The sequence below is a fragment of the Endobacterium panacihumi genome (assembly GCF_050847465.1).
In the GTDB taxonomy this organism is placed as follows: Bacteria; Pseudomonadota; Alphaproteobacteria; order Rhizobiales; family Rhizobiaceae; genus Neorhizobium; species Neorhizobium panacihumi.
In genome coordinates this window covers 642,229-656,247 of the sequence record NZ_JBOZRA010000002.1, presented here as the reverse complement: position 1 = coordinate 656,247, position 14,019 = coordinate 642,229, and the positions used below count along the sequence as shown (strand labels likewise).

At 59.2% G+C, this 14,019-nt stretch carries 14 protein-coding genes and 1 other annotated feature (1 of these 15 only partly in view); of the genes, 3 read left to right on the top strand and 11 right to left on the bottom strand.

Annotated features, from left to right (window positions below; translation table 11 throughout):
* Window positions 1-50: a sequence feature (sul1 is cis-regulatory element that is thought to sense ions involved in sulfur or methionine metabolism; They are found in Alphaproteobacteria), on the bottom strand (it extends 8 nt beyond the left edge of the window).
* Window positions 51-98: 48 nt separating this feature from the next.
* Window positions 99-401: an amino acid transporter gene (locus ACRQ1B_RS14900; protein WP_432294491.1), complete on the top strand. Its 303-nt coding sequence runs from the start codon at window positions 99-101 to the stop codon at window positions 399-401.
* 153 nt (window positions 402-554) lie between these two features.
* Here the strand turns inward: ACRQ1B_RS14900 and ACRQ1B_RS14895 are convergent, their stop codons facing one another.
* The 9 genes from ACRQ1B_RS14895 to ACRQ1B_RS14855 form a co-directional block, all read right to left on the bottom strand.
* Window positions 555-893, bottom strand: a complete 339-nt coding sequence (locus tag ACRQ1B_RS14895; RefSeq protein ID WP_432294490.1) for a DUF1236 domain-containing protein — start codon at window positions 891-893, stop codon at window positions 555-557.
* A 167-nt stretch (window positions 894-1,060) separates the two neighbouring features.
* The gene (locus ACRQ1B_RS14890) at window positions 1,061-3,124 is read right to left on the bottom strand and encodes a methyl-accepting chemotaxis protein (protein ID WP_432294620.1); all 2,064 of its coding nucleotides are present in this window, start codon (window positions 3,122-3,124) and stop codon (window positions 1,061-1,063) included.
* Window positions 3,124-3,183, bottom strand: coding sequence for an SWIM zinc finger family protein (locus ACRQ1B_RS14885; protein WP_432294619.1), 60 nt, complete (start codon window positions 3,181-3,183; stop codon window positions 3,124-3,126). The genes ACRQ1B_RS14890 and ACRQ1B_RS14885 overlap by 1 nt, the downstream gene beginning before the upstream one ends.
* 171 nt (window positions 3,184-3,354) lie before the next feature.
* On the bottom strand, window positions 3,355-5,145 hold the full coding sequence (aspS, locus tag ACRQ1B_RS14880) for an aspartate--tRNA ligase (RefSeq protein ID WP_432294489.1): 1,791 nt from the start codon (window positions 5,143-5,145) through the stop codon (window positions 3,355-3,357).
* A gap of 156 nt (window positions 5,146-5,301) precedes the next feature.
* Entirely contained in the window at window positions 5,302-5,706 is a 405-nt protein-coding gene (locus ACRQ1B_RS14875; RefSeq protein ID WP_432294488.1) for an ABC transporter permease family protein, read from the bottom strand.
* Window positions 5,707-5,735: 29 nt separating this feature from the next.
* Window positions 5,736-6,161 (bottom strand): hypothetical protein, encoded by a 426-nt coding sequence (locus ACRQ1B_RS14870; protein ID WP_432294487.1) that lies wholly within the window; start codon window positions 6,159-6,161, stop codon window positions 5,736-5,738.
* A 23-nt stretch (window positions 6,162-6,184) separates the two neighbouring features.
* Entirely contained in the window at window positions 6,185-7,084 is a 900-nt protein-coding gene (locus ACRQ1B_RS14865; protein WP_432294486.1) for a bestrophin family protein, read from the bottom strand.
* Between the two features lie 261 nt (window positions 7,085-7,345).
* Window positions 7,346-9,475: a TonB-dependent siderophore receptor gene (locus ACRQ1B_RS14860; RefSeq protein ID WP_432294485.1), complete on the bottom strand. Its 2,130-nt coding sequence runs from the start codon at window positions 9,473-9,475 to the stop codon at window positions 7,346-7,348.
* A 163-nt stretch (window positions 9,476-9,638) separates the two neighbouring features.
* Window positions 9,639-10,529 (bottom strand): helix-turn-helix domain-containing protein, encoded by an 891-nt coding sequence (locus tag ACRQ1B_RS14855; RefSeq protein WP_432294484.1) that lies wholly within the window; start codon window positions 10,527-10,529, stop codon window positions 9,639-9,641.
* 269 nt (window positions 10,530-10,798) lie between these two features.
* Between ACRQ1B_RS14855 and ACRQ1B_RS14850 the strand changes: the two genes are divergently transcribed.
* Window positions 10,799-12,037: an MFS transporter gene (locus ACRQ1B_RS14850; protein WP_432294483.1), complete on the top strand. Its 1,239-nt coding sequence runs from the start codon at window positions 10,799-10,801 to the stop codon at window positions 12,035-12,037.
* A 123-nt stretch (window positions 12,038-12,160) separates the two neighbouring features.
* Window positions 12,161-13,306 carry a ribonuclease D gene (gene rnd, locus ACRQ1B_RS14845; RefSeq protein WP_432294482.1) on the top strand — a complete coding sequence of 382 codons (1,146 nt, stop codon included), beginning with the start codon at window positions 12,161-12,163 and terminating at the stop codon, window positions 13,304-13,306.
* Here rnd and ACRQ1B_RS14840 read toward each other — a convergent pair.
* Window positions 13,303-13,725, bottom strand: a complete 423-nt coding sequence (locus ACRQ1B_RS14840; RefSeq protein WP_432294481.1) for a type II toxin-antitoxin system VapC family toxin — start codon at window positions 13,723-13,725, stop codon at window positions 13,303-13,305. The genes rnd and ACRQ1B_RS14840 overlap by 4 nt on opposite strands.
* The gene (locus ACRQ1B_RS14835) at window positions 13,722-13,985 is read right to left on the bottom strand and encodes a FitA-like ribbon-helix-helix domain-containing protein (RefSeq protein WP_432294480.1); all 264 of its coding nucleotides are present in this window, start codon (window positions 13,983-13,985) and stop codon (window positions 13,722-13,724) included. Before ACRQ1B_RS14835 ends, ACRQ1B_RS14840 begins: the two co-directional genes overlap by 4 nt.
* Window positions 13,986-14,019: the final 34 nt, after the last annotated feature.

The following is a 14,019-nucleotide window of genomic DNA, read 5'->3' as shown; positions in this document are numbered from 1 at the left end:
GGCGGATCGGCGGCCGGAAGAGCCACCCGGGAGTCTCACCCGAGTCCTTGTGATGAGCGAGCTATAACGGCGAACCAGACAAATGCCAAGTGCGGGATGTGGCTCTTGAGGCGGAAGGGTTTGCGGATAACGTGTGGCGGGGGATTTTGGGGGATGGGGTGATGATCAGGCGAGAACAACAGAAGCTGGTGAATAACGAGCGGCTGAAATTGCTTGCGACATTCGTGAATGGGATGTGGATCGCAATGTTTGCAGTCGGCGCATTGGCACCGCTATTTTCTGATCTTGGCGGGCCGACGGGAATCACGCGGGTGACCGCGATATCCAGCGGAATTTGCTTTATCGGCGCATGCGTCCTACATTATCTGCCAAGCACTATTCTCAAAGGATTGCGGCCATGACCTTCGCTGAGATTGCCCCGTTCCTTGTAACGCCGGTCGGCGGCCTGCTGATTGAGTTGTGGGCTCTTTATTTCGCTCGATCCATCAACAAAGAAGGCCGGAACCGCTGACGCGTTCCCGACCTTCTCTTCAATCTAATCTGCCGTCAGCCGATCATTCCAGAACCTGGATGACCGTATGGGTCTGCGGATCGACGATCACGCGGCGCTCGTTGACGATCGTATAGCCGTAATCGCTATAGCCTTCGACCGGGCGAACCTCGACATTTTCCGGCAGGACACGTCCAACGAGGACATCGCCTTCATAAGGAACGGATTCAACCGGTTCCTGCTCCATCACATAGGTGCGGACTTCGCCGGGCAGGACGCGGGTGGTTGATTGCGTCACGACTGGATCGGCAGGCTGCTGCTCGATGATGACGGTGCTCTGTGCATAGGCCGAAGCCGAAAGAGCAAGGAATGCTGCAGTAGCAGCCATTGTAAACTTACGCATATTGCTTCTCCCTTGAGCGAATTGCTGGGATAGAAACACGCTTAGCTGAAGATGGTTCCGCTTTTTAGGCCGCCCCATTTGGACAGATATCAAGGCAGGACCGCCACAATACGCAAGAGCCGCCCGGTTTACTTGCGGGCGGCTCGGTTGTTTTTACAGGGCGACACTCAGGCGGCGCGGCTGCCGCGAAACTCCTGCGCCTCAACTTCCGCAAGCCTGAACATGCCGACCAGATCGCGCAGGCGCTGGGCCTCGCTCATCAGCAGGGCGCTGGCTGCATTGTTCTCTTCCACCATGGCAGCGTTGTGCTGGGTGTTCTGGTCGAGCAGATTGACGGCGGTGTTGATCTCACCCAAGCCGACCGACTGTTCGCGGGCGGAAAGCGCGATCGCTTCCACCTCGATGTTGATGGCCTCGACGCGGCTGCCAATGCCGGTCAGTGCTTCGCCGGTCTCGCGCACGGAGCGCACGCCATCCTTCACTTCCACGCCGGAGACGCGGATCAGTTCCTTGATCTCGCGTGCGGCATCGGCGGACCGGCCGGCAAGCGAGCGCACTTCCTGCGCGACGACAGCGAAACCACGACCGGCCTCGCCTGCCCGTGCCGCCTCGACACCGGCATTGAGCGCCAGAAGATTGGTCTGAAAAGCGATTTCATCCATGACACCGAGAATGCCGGCGATGCGCGAAGACGAGGCTTCGATACGGCCCATGGCTTCCAGTGCTCCGTTGACGAGGATACGGGTCTGGCCGGCAGAGACATTGGCCTCACCGGCCATGCGGTTGGCATCCTGCGAACGTTTCGACGAATTGCGGACGTTGGCGGTGATCTGTTCCAGTGCCGACGCCGTTTCTTCCAGCGAGGCCGCCTGCTGTTCGGTGCGGCTGGAGAGATCATTTGCGCTGCCGGCGATTTCGCGGCTGCCGCCCTCGATGGCATGGCTGGCATGGGCGATCGACGCCATGACTTCGCCGAGACGGGCCACGGTCTGGTTGAGATCGCCGCGCAGGTTTTCGAAATCCGGCGCAAAAGGTTCGGTCAGTTCGAAGGCGAGATCGCCCGCAGCGAGACGGCGCAGACCTTCCGCCAGACCTTCGGTTGCCTGCATCAGGCGGGCACGCGCCTCTGCTTCGGCCTGACGCTGCAGGCGAACACGTTCGCCTTCGGCATTGGCACGCGCCTCTGCCGCCTCTTCTTCCAGACGACGGTTGGCGATGGCGGCTTCGCGAAAGGTATCGAGCGCACCGGCCATGGCGCCGAATTCGTTGCGACGACCGAGCGACGGGATGGCGAGATCCGTTTCACCACCGGCAAGCTTGCGCATGGCGGCCGTCATGGCGACGACCGGACGGGTGATGGAGCGGCCGATCAGCCAGACGCCGAGACCCAGCACAATCATGGCGGCCAGCACGAGACCAGCGGCAACCATCAGGTTACGTTCGGCAACGCGAGTGTTTTCGGCCAGCGTCGCATCACGCTTGGCTTCATAGGCCGTGCTGACGGCCTGAACCTGTGGCTCCAGCGCCTGATAGGCGGCGGATACACTCTTCTGGCTCTGTGCTTCCTTCAAGCTGGCTTCAGCATAGAAGCGGAAAGCGGAGCGGTAAACTTCCAGCGCGTCCATGACGCGGCTGCGCTGAGCACCTGGACGAAAGGCTTCCTTGACGAGGGCGGTAAAAGTTTCCGCTTCGGCGGCGTGCTTTTCCAGATAGGAGGCATCGCCGCGCAGCAAGAAATCCTTTTCGTGACGACGTAGCATCAGCATGCTGGCGCGAATACCAGCTTCTTCGACGGTTTCGAGCCGGTTTTCGATAGAGTGCACGGCCGAGCGCATGGCGCCCTGCAGGCCGCTGTTCTGATCAAGACCGAGTTCCTGATCGTGCTTCACAAGCGTGGCGAAACTCGTCTCATAGGCGGTCAGACCGTTACCAAGCTGATCGAGCTGGCCGACGAGTTCCGGACTGGCCGTTGCGCGCAAACCATCGAGAGTGTTGCGAACCTCTGCAGTTGCTGCCGAGAACTTGTCGACCGCGCCCATGTCCTTGTGCAGCAGAAAATACTGTTCCCAAAGAAGGCTGTCGCGAACACTGGCCGACATGCGGGACACGGCTGCCTGCCGTTCGCCCAGAGCTTCAGCCGTGGAACGATAACCCGCTTCGATCTGGCGCTGGCCAAGAAAGATTCCGGCAATGGCGACGATACCGATGAGGGCCATAACGGCCAGAAGCATCACGCGGTGGGAAATCCGAAGATTTGAAAAGAACGACAAGAGCAAAATCCCCGAGACAACTGAACTTTGCCGGTGTTCTGCCCGCACAGGCTTTAACGAACCTTCAAACCTGAGGCGAAATTACAATGACAATTTCATGACAGTGGATAACGGGGATTGTCGATACACAAACGGCGACCCGAAGGCCGCCGTCGCAATACTTGATACATTGTCGCATTTACTGACGAATGTCAGTCTTTCTTGACCGGCGGGATCGGGCGGATCGCCAGTTCGCGCAGCTGTGCGGGCTGGGCTTCCGACGGGGCACCCATCAGCAGATCCTGTGCCTGCTGGTTCATCGGGAACAGCGTGATTTCGCGCAGGTTCTTCGCACCGGTCAACAGCATGACGACGCGGTCGACACCGGCGGCCATGCCGCCATGCGGAGGCGCACCGTACTGGAAGGCGCGGTAGAGGCCGCCAAAGCGGTCTTCCACGTCCTGCTGGCTGAGGCCGACCATCTCGAACGCCTTGACCATGACTTCCGGCAGCTGGTTACGGATCGAACCCGAGGCGATTTCAAAGCCGTTGCAGACCATGTCGTACTGGTAGGCCTTGATCGTCAGCGGATCCTGGTTTTCCAGCGCGTCGAGACCACCCTGCGGCATCGAGAACGGGTTGTGGGCGAAATCGATCTTCTTGTCTTCTTCGTTGTATTCGAAGAACGGGAAGTCGACGATCCAGCACAGTGCGAACTGGTCCTTGTTGGCGAGGCCCAGTTCATCGGCAGCGCGGTTACGGGCTTCACCTGCGAACTTGTAGAACTTTTCCGGTTCGCCGGCGACGAAGAAGCAGGCATCGCCTGCTTCAAGGCCGAGCTGTGCAGCGATGGCTGCGGTGCGCTCTTCGCCGATGTTCTTGGCGAGCGGACCGGAGCCGGCAACCTTGCCCTCTTCTTCCTTCCAGAAGATGTAGCCGAGACCCGGCTGGCCCTGCTGCTGTGCCCAGGCGTTCATGCGGTCGCAGAATGCGCGGCTACCGCCGGTCTTGGCCGGGATCGCCCAGACTTCGACCTTCGGGTTCGACGCGATCATGCCGGCAAACACCTTGAAGCCGGAGCCGGCAAAATGTTCGGTAACGGCCTGCATCTCGATCGGGTTGCGCAGATCCGGCTTGTCGGAACCGTATTTGCGGATCGCGACGTCATACGGGATGCGCGGGAATTCCTTGGTGACCGGCTTGCCTTCCGCGAACTCTTCGAAGATGCCGCGCATAACCGGCTCCATCGTCTCCCAGACTTCTTCCTGGGTAACGAAGCTCATTTCGAGGTCGAGCTGGTAGAATTCGCCCGGCAGACGGTCGGCGCGCGGGTCTTCATCGCGGAAGCACGGTGCGATCTGGAAATAACGGTCGAAACCGGCCACCATCATCAGCTGCTTGTACTGCTGCGGCGCCTGCGGCAGGGCAAAAAACTTGCCGGGGTGGATACGCGACGGAACGAGGAAGTCGCGTGCGCCTTCCGGCGAGGATGCGGTCAGGATCGGCGTCGAATATTCGGTAAAGCCACCGGCGGTCATTTCGCGGCGCATGGCGGCGATGATCTGGGTGCGCTTGACGATGTTCTTGTGCAGGGTTTCGCGGCGCAGGTCGAGGAAGCGATACTTCAGGCGTACGTCTTCCGGATATTCCGGCTCGCCGAACACCGGCAGCGGCAATTCCTTGGCGGCGGAAAGCACTTCGATTTCCTTGGCGTAAAGCTCGATCTCGCCGGTCGCCATGGTCTTGTTGACGGTGTCTTCCGAACGCGCCTTGACCACGCCATCGATGCGGATGACCCATTCGCCACGGACGATTTCAGCCGACTTGAAGGCCGGGCTGTCCGGGTCGCAGACGACCTGGGTCATGCCGTAATGGTCGCGCAGGTCGACGAACAGAACGCCGCCGTGATCTCGCACGCGATGAACCCAGCCGGAAATGCGGACATTGGAGCCGACATCCGACTTGCGGAGGGCTGCGCAGGTATGGCTACGGTAACGATGCATGTCTTTTATCCTGGACTGATGCTTTGAACGGCCTTTTCAGGGCACGCGAAGCAGCCCGGCCGAAATCATGGAAAATCGGCGCGAAAAGCGCATGCGCAGTCCGATTTGTCAAGGGTTGCGGGGCAGCCGTCGACACCAGCCTCCACGCGAAGCACACTATCCGCTGCCCGGCGTCAAAAATTTCTCGGCATCCGAAGCCTGCAGATAAACGAGAGGCTGGCTGGTGTCGTCCGTGGTCCCGGTCACGCGAAAACGCCATATGCGCGGCATTCTGCCGAATGGCGTGATTATCCCGTCAACTGTCCCAAGGGTGACGGTGTCGCCCGGTTTTACGCCAAGTTTTGCCGCAACGGTTTTGCTGACGACCACGTTTCCGCCTAGTGGCAGATGCTCTGCATCAAAGGGCGCTGCCGGTTGCGGCGACGCGTCCGGGATGGCCAAATGCTCGCGACGCACAGCACGAAGCAAGGCGCCCATCGATTGAGACCGGGCCGAAACAAGAACCCGTGCTTCAGCGACAGCGGGTATGCTTGCGTCCTCTTTCACCTCGTTGGGCAGCACGGAGGTCATCAGCCAGATGGCAAGTGAGGCTAACATAATGCCCCCCAAGCGGCCGGGTTGTTATATGCGACAACCTTCAGGCCATTGGCGCTTCTGCTGAATGGAAAAAGCCCGATGGGTTGAAGAGCAGCCAGAACCCTCTCTGCGTCTTCCTCTGCGATCTCAATCCATTCGATGTTTCGATAAGGCCCATAAGGAGACGGCAAAACATCACCCAAGCCGGTTTCAAGATAGCTGTCTGCAACCGGAGACAGGCCCGCATCATAGATGTATCCGTCACGGACGAATTTCCAGCGCAATTGCCTGATTTCCAGCGCGACAAGCGCATCAAACAGCTTCCTCCATTTCGCATTACTCATATTCGAGGCCATCATGCGCGATATGGCCGCGTCATCGCGTTGCTGTGCTTTTGTCACCATGTCTCTTGTCATCTTCATATCGGTCGCCAAGCTCATTGCACATTTATCTGTTTGCATGTCTACCACAGAACATGCTCGACCGGCTGCAAGGGTTTTGGCGCCCCCTCCCTGCCCAGCAACTGTTCAAGATCGATCTGGATGGTGCGGGTGATCGAGGTCAGCGGCACGTCGTGGGCACGGTTTGCAAACGGGTTCTGCAGATCGGCACCGATCCGGTCCATGGCGAGCAGCATGAAGCCGACGACGGTGGAGGCAAGCGGCGTGAAGATGGTGAGACTGTCGACCAAACCGATCGGCAGAAGAATGCAGAAGAAATGCACAAAGAGCGTCGGGTAATAGCCGTATTCCCGCGGCAGCGGCGTGTTCTTGATGCGCTCCATGCCACCCTGTGCATTGCTCATGTCCACGAGCACGCGTTCGATCTGGACACGACGGAAGCTGTCGATCCAGCCATTCCTCTCCGCCTCTGCCAGCATGGCACCAGTGCCATTCAGGATCGCATTGGGGATGTTGGAAAAATTCGCTAACGTCCTGCATTCGTCATCGGGCAAAAAATCACCGATCTCCTCCCCCACAGGCTGGCCGCGCAGATGGCACCGCAGCGCCTGAACATAGGCGATCTGGCGCAGGACCAGATCATGGCGCAGGCGCTGGCTTTCCGGCCGGTCATCGATCAGGTGCATGACCTCACGACCATAGGAGCGCGATGCATTGACCATGGCGCCCCATAAAGTGCGCCCTTCCCACCAGCGGTTATAGGCATTGTTGTTACGAAAACCGAGGAACAGGGCGAGCGCAGAGCCGAGAAGGCTCATCGGCAAGACCGGCAGGTTCAGCCACGGATGCGGGAGATAGACATAGGCGAGCGTGACAGCGATATCCCAGATGAATAACAGCGCCAGTGGCCAGCCGATATAACCGAGCATGCGATGCAGACGGGCGGATTGGGGCAAGACCATGAAAAGCTTCCTCATTCACCGACATTACATTCGAATGTTCGAACTTAAGGTGCAATGCAGCAAAATCGAGATGCAATGCAGCATTCCGATTAAATTCGGTGTTATGAAGAAGTGAGGGGCCGGCGCGGAACCAATCGGCGCGACAACCATCAGGAGATGTCTAAAAAATCTCTCTCATACCGGTGCGCAGACCACTCATAAACAAACCGGCCACCCAAATGCAGGATGGCCGGCGAGATTACGGTCGATAAGGATCGTGGATTACCAGGTCCGGCGCAGGGTCAGCTTCACTTCACGTCCGTTGCCGTAAAAGGCCGTGCTGTCGAACACGCTGAGCTGCGAAATATATTCGCGATCGAACAGGTTGGTAACATTGAGCTGCAGATCGGTATTTTCGTTGATCTGGTATTTTGCCATGGCATCGAACACCACATTGGAAGACAGCGGTACGGCATTGGCATTGTCGGCAAAACGCTTGCCGGTGAAACGCGCACCGAGACCAAAGGTCAGGTCGCCGGCGTCGGCGACATCCGGGATCGTGTAATCCACCCACAGCGAAGCCGAATGACGCGGCGTCAACTGCGGCACCCTGCCGACATTGGCGGGCGTCGCATCCTTGGTGATTTCCGCATCCCAGAATGTGTAGGCGGCCGTCAGGTTCATTTGGTCCGTCAGCGCCACCTTGCCTTCGAGTTCAAGCCCGCGGACATTCACTTCGCCCGCCTGACTGAAAAGCCCGTTGCCGATGCTGTAGGCGACATTGGTCTGGGTGAGATCGAACAGCGCCGCCGTGAACAGCGCATCCATGCCCTCCGGCTGATACTTTGCGCCGATCTCGTATTGCGTGCCTTTCATCGGATTGACCTCGCCGACATAGGTCGTGCGGTTGGCGCCGATCGGCTGGAAGGATTCCGAATAGTTGGCATAGACCGACAGGTTCGGGTTGAACTTGTAGGTGACGCCGACACGGCCGGTCAGAGCCTCGTCTGTCGCATCGAAATAACGCGTGCCGTTATATTGCAGCGTGTCGACGTGGTCGTAACGACCGCCGAAGGTCAAGATCCAGCGGTCGTCGAATGTCAGTTCTTCCTGCGCGTAGACACCGGTGGATTCCTGGTCGATCGAGCTCGGCGTAATCGTGCGAATGAAGATGCCATCCGTGCCGACGTAAACCGGATTATTGTAATCGGCGAGCGGCAGCGCATAACCACGCTTGGTGCTTTCATGTGCATTGTCGCGCACGAAATCGGTGCCGAGCAGGGTCTTGCTGTCGAAGCGACCGAAACTTGTCTGATATTCCAGCTGGTTGTCGACGCCGAAACGTTCGATGGAGCCATCGACGCCGTAAGCGATGCGGCTGCCGGCCGGCCCACCAACTCCCGTGAATGTCCCGTAAACCTGCTGGTAGACCATGTCGAGCGTGCCGTAACGCAGGTTCTGGCGGAAGCTCAGCCCGTTGCCGAAATCGTGCGAAAACTCGTAGCCAATATTGCGCTCGATCGAATCCATGGCGTTCCAGTCGGGCTCGCCGAGATAGGTACGCGGATCGATGCCACGGCCGACCGGGATGCTCATGCCGGTATTGCCTTCACGCTTGTTGAAATTGGTCAGCAGCGTGAAGCTGGTGGCATCCGTCGGATTGAAGCCGATGGCAAGGCCGACATACCGGCGGTCGTCCGGCAGATATTCGCTGTCGACATCGGCGTTCTGGCCCTTGGTGGTCACGCGATAGGTCCAGTTTCCGGCATCGTCGATCGGGCCGCCGAAATCGGCACCGACTTCGGCGTGATCTTCGCCGAGCGTCGTATAGACCTCGCCGAAAGCGACATCCTGCGGCCGCTTGGTGACGAGATTGACAAGACCGCCCGGCGCATTGAGACCGTAAAGCGTCGAGGTGGACCCCTTCAGCACTTCGGCACGCTGATAGGCATAGGGTTCGATACGGGCGCTGGTAAAGCTCATGTTTCGGGTCGGCAGACCATCGCGATAGACGCCATTGCCCTGCGCGCCGAAACCGCGGATGCGGAAGAAATCGTAACGGTTGTCGGAGCCGTATTCATCGACCGTGACGCCGGACGTGTAGGCGATGACCTGCTGCAGATCGCCGGCCGAACGGTTTCTGATCTCATCCTGCGTCACCACCGAAACAGCGGCAGGCGCGTCGATGATCGGCGTATCGGTCTTGCTGGCGGCCTTGGTGCGGCTGGCAACGACGCCCTTGTCCGGACCGATGGCATTGGCATCCTGCACGACGATGGTTTCAAGAACAGTGGCACCGTTTGACGGCTCATCCTGCACAGGCGCCGACTGAGCCATTGTCATGGACGGAATGATCAGGGCGGTGGCGCAGGACAGGGCGCCGATGAGAAGAAAATGTGGCCGCTTCGACAAGATTGGTCTCCGGTACAGACATGCAAACTGACCGGTTCAGTAGGTATGGCGGGAATTGCGTTATAGAAAAATTCCGCTTTTTTGAAAAAAGCCACTGTCGCCTTGCGTCGCTTTTCCGCCACTGTTGCAGGAATACCCACAGCTTTACTGCGGGCTATGCGGATTATGCGTTCTGCAAACGCCGCCATGCAGCCGGCGTGCCACCCACGGCCTGACGGAAAACGCGGGTCAGATGCGCCTGATCGGAAAAACCGAGACGCGCGGCAATGTCGGCGACACTGAGATCGCCCGCCGACAGCATGATTTTTGCCGTCTCGATGCGCCGGGCAAGCTGCCATTGCAGCGGCGTGCTGCCCGTTGTCTGCTTGAAGACATTGGCAAACCAGCTTTCGGACAGGCCGACCATCTCCGCCATTTCGGCAACGCTCAGGCGGCCATCCTCGCGGGCATCCACCGCAGCGATCAGCATTTTCATCTGCATCTCGCTCAGCCTGCCGCCGATTTCCTCGCAAGGGCGACCGGACACATCCAGCAGGCCGCCGACAATACCGTTGATGAGGCTTTCCGCGTAAAGCGACGGTTTTGCCGGATTGACGATCTCTTCCGCCAGAAGGTTGGCGAGCGGTTCGATGGCGCTGATATCCTCGATCTCCGAAGGCCGGCGCATCGTTGCCATCGCCGCCGAGGTGCCGATCGACGCCGACAGAAGCCGCAGCATCCGATCGCGATGCACATGCAGGTCGAGATGGGTGAAACGATGCTGGGAACTGGTTTCCGTCCACATCGGCGTTCCGGGCGGCACGTAGACGGCGCGCGCCATGGAGCGGCGATCGCTCATCTGCCCCTTGCCGCGGTTCGACATGCGGATACGCGTGGAGACGTCGTTGAAATAGACGAGAATGCGCGGATCGGGAGAGAGGAAGTGACAATTGGCGCCCGCCCGGCTTTCCATCTGCCAGAAACAGCCGACGGCACCATCCAGCCCCAGCCATTTGACCGGGGCCGTGGCCCGAAGACCTTCCGTGCGCGACTTCATCGAATGGAGATAGTTCAAAACAGAAAGCCGTCCGCGCTTGCTCGAATGTTTCCAGCGGGACCGGCAAAACCATCCCGCCGATCCGATATCATGACCGGGACTATCATGTTTGCTGTTTTTCGCAAGTCGCAAGCGAAAAACAGCAGGAGCGGCCAAGGAAAGGCTGCATTCGAATGTGCTGAAAAATCCGCCCGGACACCGCTTTGCGTCGTTTATGGCCTGTCGCTCCGGTGCGGGTCGGGCTAGAGATTCGTCAATCTGTCGCGCAGCGATTCTTTCGGTTCCCGATGTCCCATATCCGCCCTCTCGTTCCGCTTCTCGTCACGGCCGGCATTCTGATCGGCGGCAATGGATTGCAGGGGACCTATATTGCCCTGCGCGGCTCGGCTGAAGGCTTTGCCACTTCGACAATCGGCCTGATCGGCGCCGGTTACAGCATCGGCTTTGCCATCGGCTGTCTCTACGTCACCCGTATATTGCGGCAGATCGGCCATATCCGCACGTTTTCGGCGATGGCTGCGATCACCGCCTGCTGCTCGATCCTGCTGCCGCTGGTAACCGAGGCGTGGTTCTGGTTCGTGATGCGCTTTATCATCGGCATGACCGTGGCCAGCCTGTTCGCCACCGTGGAAAGCTGGATCAATGCCAAGGTGACCAACGAGAACCGGGCGCGAACGCTGTCTGTCTATCGTGTCGTCGACCTCTCCTCCGTAACGCTTGCGCAATATGTGATCCCGGTCGCCGGCATAGACGGACCGCTGGTGTTCAGCATCGTGGCGATCGCCATGAGCCTGTCGTTGGTGCCGATTTCGCTCGCCGACAAATCCAGCCCGTCTCCGCCGGAAGCGCTGTCCTTCGACATTCGCGCCGTATGGCGGATTTCGCCGCTCTCGGTGATCGGCGTCATTGCCGTCGGCCTGTCCATGGCGGCCTTCCGCAATATCGGGCCGATCTATGCCGAAGAACTCGGTATGAGCATCACCTCGATCGCCACCTTCATGAGCGCCGGCATCATTGGCGGCGTGGTTCTGCAATATCCTCTGGGCCATTATTCCGACCGGCTGGATCGTCGTCGCGTCATCCTGTGGGCAACGCTCGGCTCGGTAATAACAGGTGCATACCTCTCCTTTGGGGCAGGCACGAACGAAATTGCCAACATCATCGGCGTATTCCTGTTCGGTGCCTTTTCCATGCCGCTTTATTCGCTGTGTTCGGCGCATGGCAACGACCACGCGAAACCGGGAGAACACGCGCTGGTGGCCGCCGGCCTTTTGTTTTTCTGGTCGCTCGGCGCAACGGTCGGCCCGCTGCTTGCCTCCGTGCTTCTCGAAAATTTCGGCCCCCGCGCTTTCTTCGCCTACACGTCCTTCATTTTCATCGGCTTCATGATCTATACGATGGCGCGCATTGGCTCTCGTCCGCCGGTGCCGCCATCCGAGCGCCACGGACGTTTTCGCGCACTCTTGCGGACATCCGCCTATTTCAACCGGCTGGCGGCGCCGCCGGAAGACAAAAACAAGGATTAGCGCGGTCAAAGCCGGATTCTTGCAGCTTTGCGGTGCTTTAGCGTCGCATCTGGCCCCCTTCCGGTTGACATATGCGGTTTAAAGGGAAAGGAAGGTTGATCCTATTCCCGCCTGAAAAAGACCATGATCGAAACCACTGCTGCCCTTCAAGAAGCCTGCATCCAGCTGGCAAAGTCGGAATTCATCACCATCGACACGGAATTCCTCCGTGAAACGACGTTCTGGCCGGAACTGTGCCTGATCCAGATGGCAAGCCCGGACCTCGAAGTGATCGTCGATCCGCTGGCCAAGGGTATCGATCTTGCTCCCTTCTTCGCGTTGATGGCCGATACGTCGGTGGTGAAGGTTTTTCACGCCGCGCGTCAGGATATCGAGATCATCCATCATCTCGGCAATCTCATTCCGCAGCCGATCTTCGATACGCAGGTCGCCGCCATGGTCTGTGGTTTCGGGGACTCGATTTCCTATGACCAGCTCGTCAACCGCATCAAGGGCGTGCAGATCGACAAGTCATCGCGCTTCACCGACTGGAGCCGCCGACCGCTGACCGACAAGCAGCTGGATTACGCAGCCGCCGACGTCACACATTTGCGCGACGTCTATCTCTCGCTGAAAGAACAACTGGAGCGCGAAGGCCGCGCCCTGTGGGTGAGCGAGGAAATGGCGGTGCTAGAAAGCGCCTCCACCTATGACATGCACCCGGACGACGCCTGGCTGCGCCTGAAATCGCGCCTTCGCAAGCCGACCGAACTCGCCATCCTGAAATTCGTGGCCGCATGGCGCGAGCGCGAAGCGCGCAGCCGCAACGTGCCACGCTCGCGCGTGCTGAAGGATGACGGTCTTTTCGAAATAGCCCAGCAGCAGCCGAAGGACACCGAGGCGCTTGGCCGCCTGCGCACCATTCCAAAAGGCTGGGAACGCTCGGCTTCCGGTGCCGCCATCATCGAGGCGGTGAATGCAGCGCTGGCACTGCCCAAGACCGACATGCCACATGCGCCCAAACATGTGCATGTGCCGGAAGGCACAGCGGCTGCGGTGGAACTTTTGAAGGTTCTGTTGAAGCTTGTCGCCGACCGTCAGGGCGTGGCCGCAAAGATCATCGCCAATACCGACGATCTGGAAAAGATTGCGGCCGAGGGCGAGAATGCGCAAGTGGGCGCACTGTCCGGCTGGCGCCGCGACCTTTTTGGCGACATGGCACTGCGGCTGATCAATGGTGGTGTGGCCCTGCGCTTCGTCGACAAAAAGGTGGAAGCGGTCGAGCTTTAAGGTACATCCCAAGGGTTGATGACGGGTATGCCCGCCGCCTCGAACGGGGCGGTATCGCGCGTGGCGACGGTGAGGTCGTTGGCTTGCGCGATCGAAGCGATCTGACCATCGGCCATGAGAATGGATCGCCCCTTTGCGCGGGCGGCGGCTAAGATACGGCCGTAAGCCCGCGCAGCGGTTTCATCGAAGGGCAGAATGCGGCCGGCGAAATATCGGTCGAAAACTTCATTGATGATCGAACGCAGAATGGTTTTGCGACGACCTTCCGGCAATTTTTCCACACCGAAGGCAATTTCGGCCAGACTTGTGGATGCGGTATAAAAGCCGGAGCCCGGTTGCCGGTCCAGCCAATCTTCGACGGCACGATGCCGATCGCTTTTCATCAGTTCCGAAATGACGTTGGTGTCAACGACGATCATTCGAATGAGACGCTGCCCGCTGGCGCCTGGTCACGCGAGAAATCAATATCAGCCAATTCCGGAAATTTTTCGCACAGGCGCCGAAGGGCGGTGCCCAGTCCGACCTCAGGCTCGTCGTCCTCGGCATCAGCCTTTTTACCGAGTATCTCCTGTAGTATCAGTTCGGCTTCAGCTTCCACCGTCGTGCCATTCTGCTCGGCACGCGCTTCCAGAGCTCGGCTCGCTTCATCGGACAGGTTTCTAAGCGTAATGGCATTCATGGCTGCTCTCCGATCTCTCATCGATCGCTGTCCC

Excerpts from the sequence above, each read along its gene's own strand:
- ACRQ1B_RS14850 (WP_432294483.1), top strand. The coding sequence starts at position 10,799 with ATGTCCCATATCCGCCCTCTCGTTCCGCTTCTCGTCACGGCCGGCATT.
- ACRQ1B_RS14870 (WP_432294487.1), bottom strand. The coding sequence starts at position 6,161 with ATGAGCTTGGCGACCGATATGAAGATGACAAGAGACATGGTGACAAAA.
- ACRQ1B_RS14840 (WP_432294481.1), bottom strand. The coding sequence starts at position 13,725 with ATGATCGTCGTTGACACCAACGTCATTTCGGAACTGATGAAAAGCGAT.
- rnd (WP_432294482.1), top strand. The coding sequence starts at position 12,161 with ATGATCGAAACCACTGCTGCCCTTCAAGAAGCCTGCATCCAGCTGGCA.
- ACRQ1B_RS14895 (WP_432294490.1), bottom strand. The coding sequence starts at position 893 with ATGCGTAAGTTTACAATGGCTGCTACTGCAGCATTCCTTGCTCTTTCG.
- ACRQ1B_RS14865 (WP_432294486.1), bottom strand. The coding sequence starts at position 7,084 with ATGGTCTTGCCCCAATCCGCCCGTCTGCATCGCATGCTCGGTTATATC.
- ACRQ1B_RS14835 (WP_432294480.1), bottom strand. The coding sequence starts at position 13,985 with ATGAATGCCATTACGCTTAGAAACCTGTCCGATGAAGCGAGCCGAGCT.
- ACRQ1B_RS14890 (WP_432294620.1), bottom strand. The coding sequence starts at position 3,124 with ATGCTTCTGGCCGTTATGGCCCTCATCGGTATCGTCGCCATTGCCGGA.
- aspS (WP_432294489.1), bottom strand. The coding sequence starts at position 5,145 with ATGCATCGTTACCGTAGCCATACCTGCGCAGCCCTCCGCAAGTCGGAT.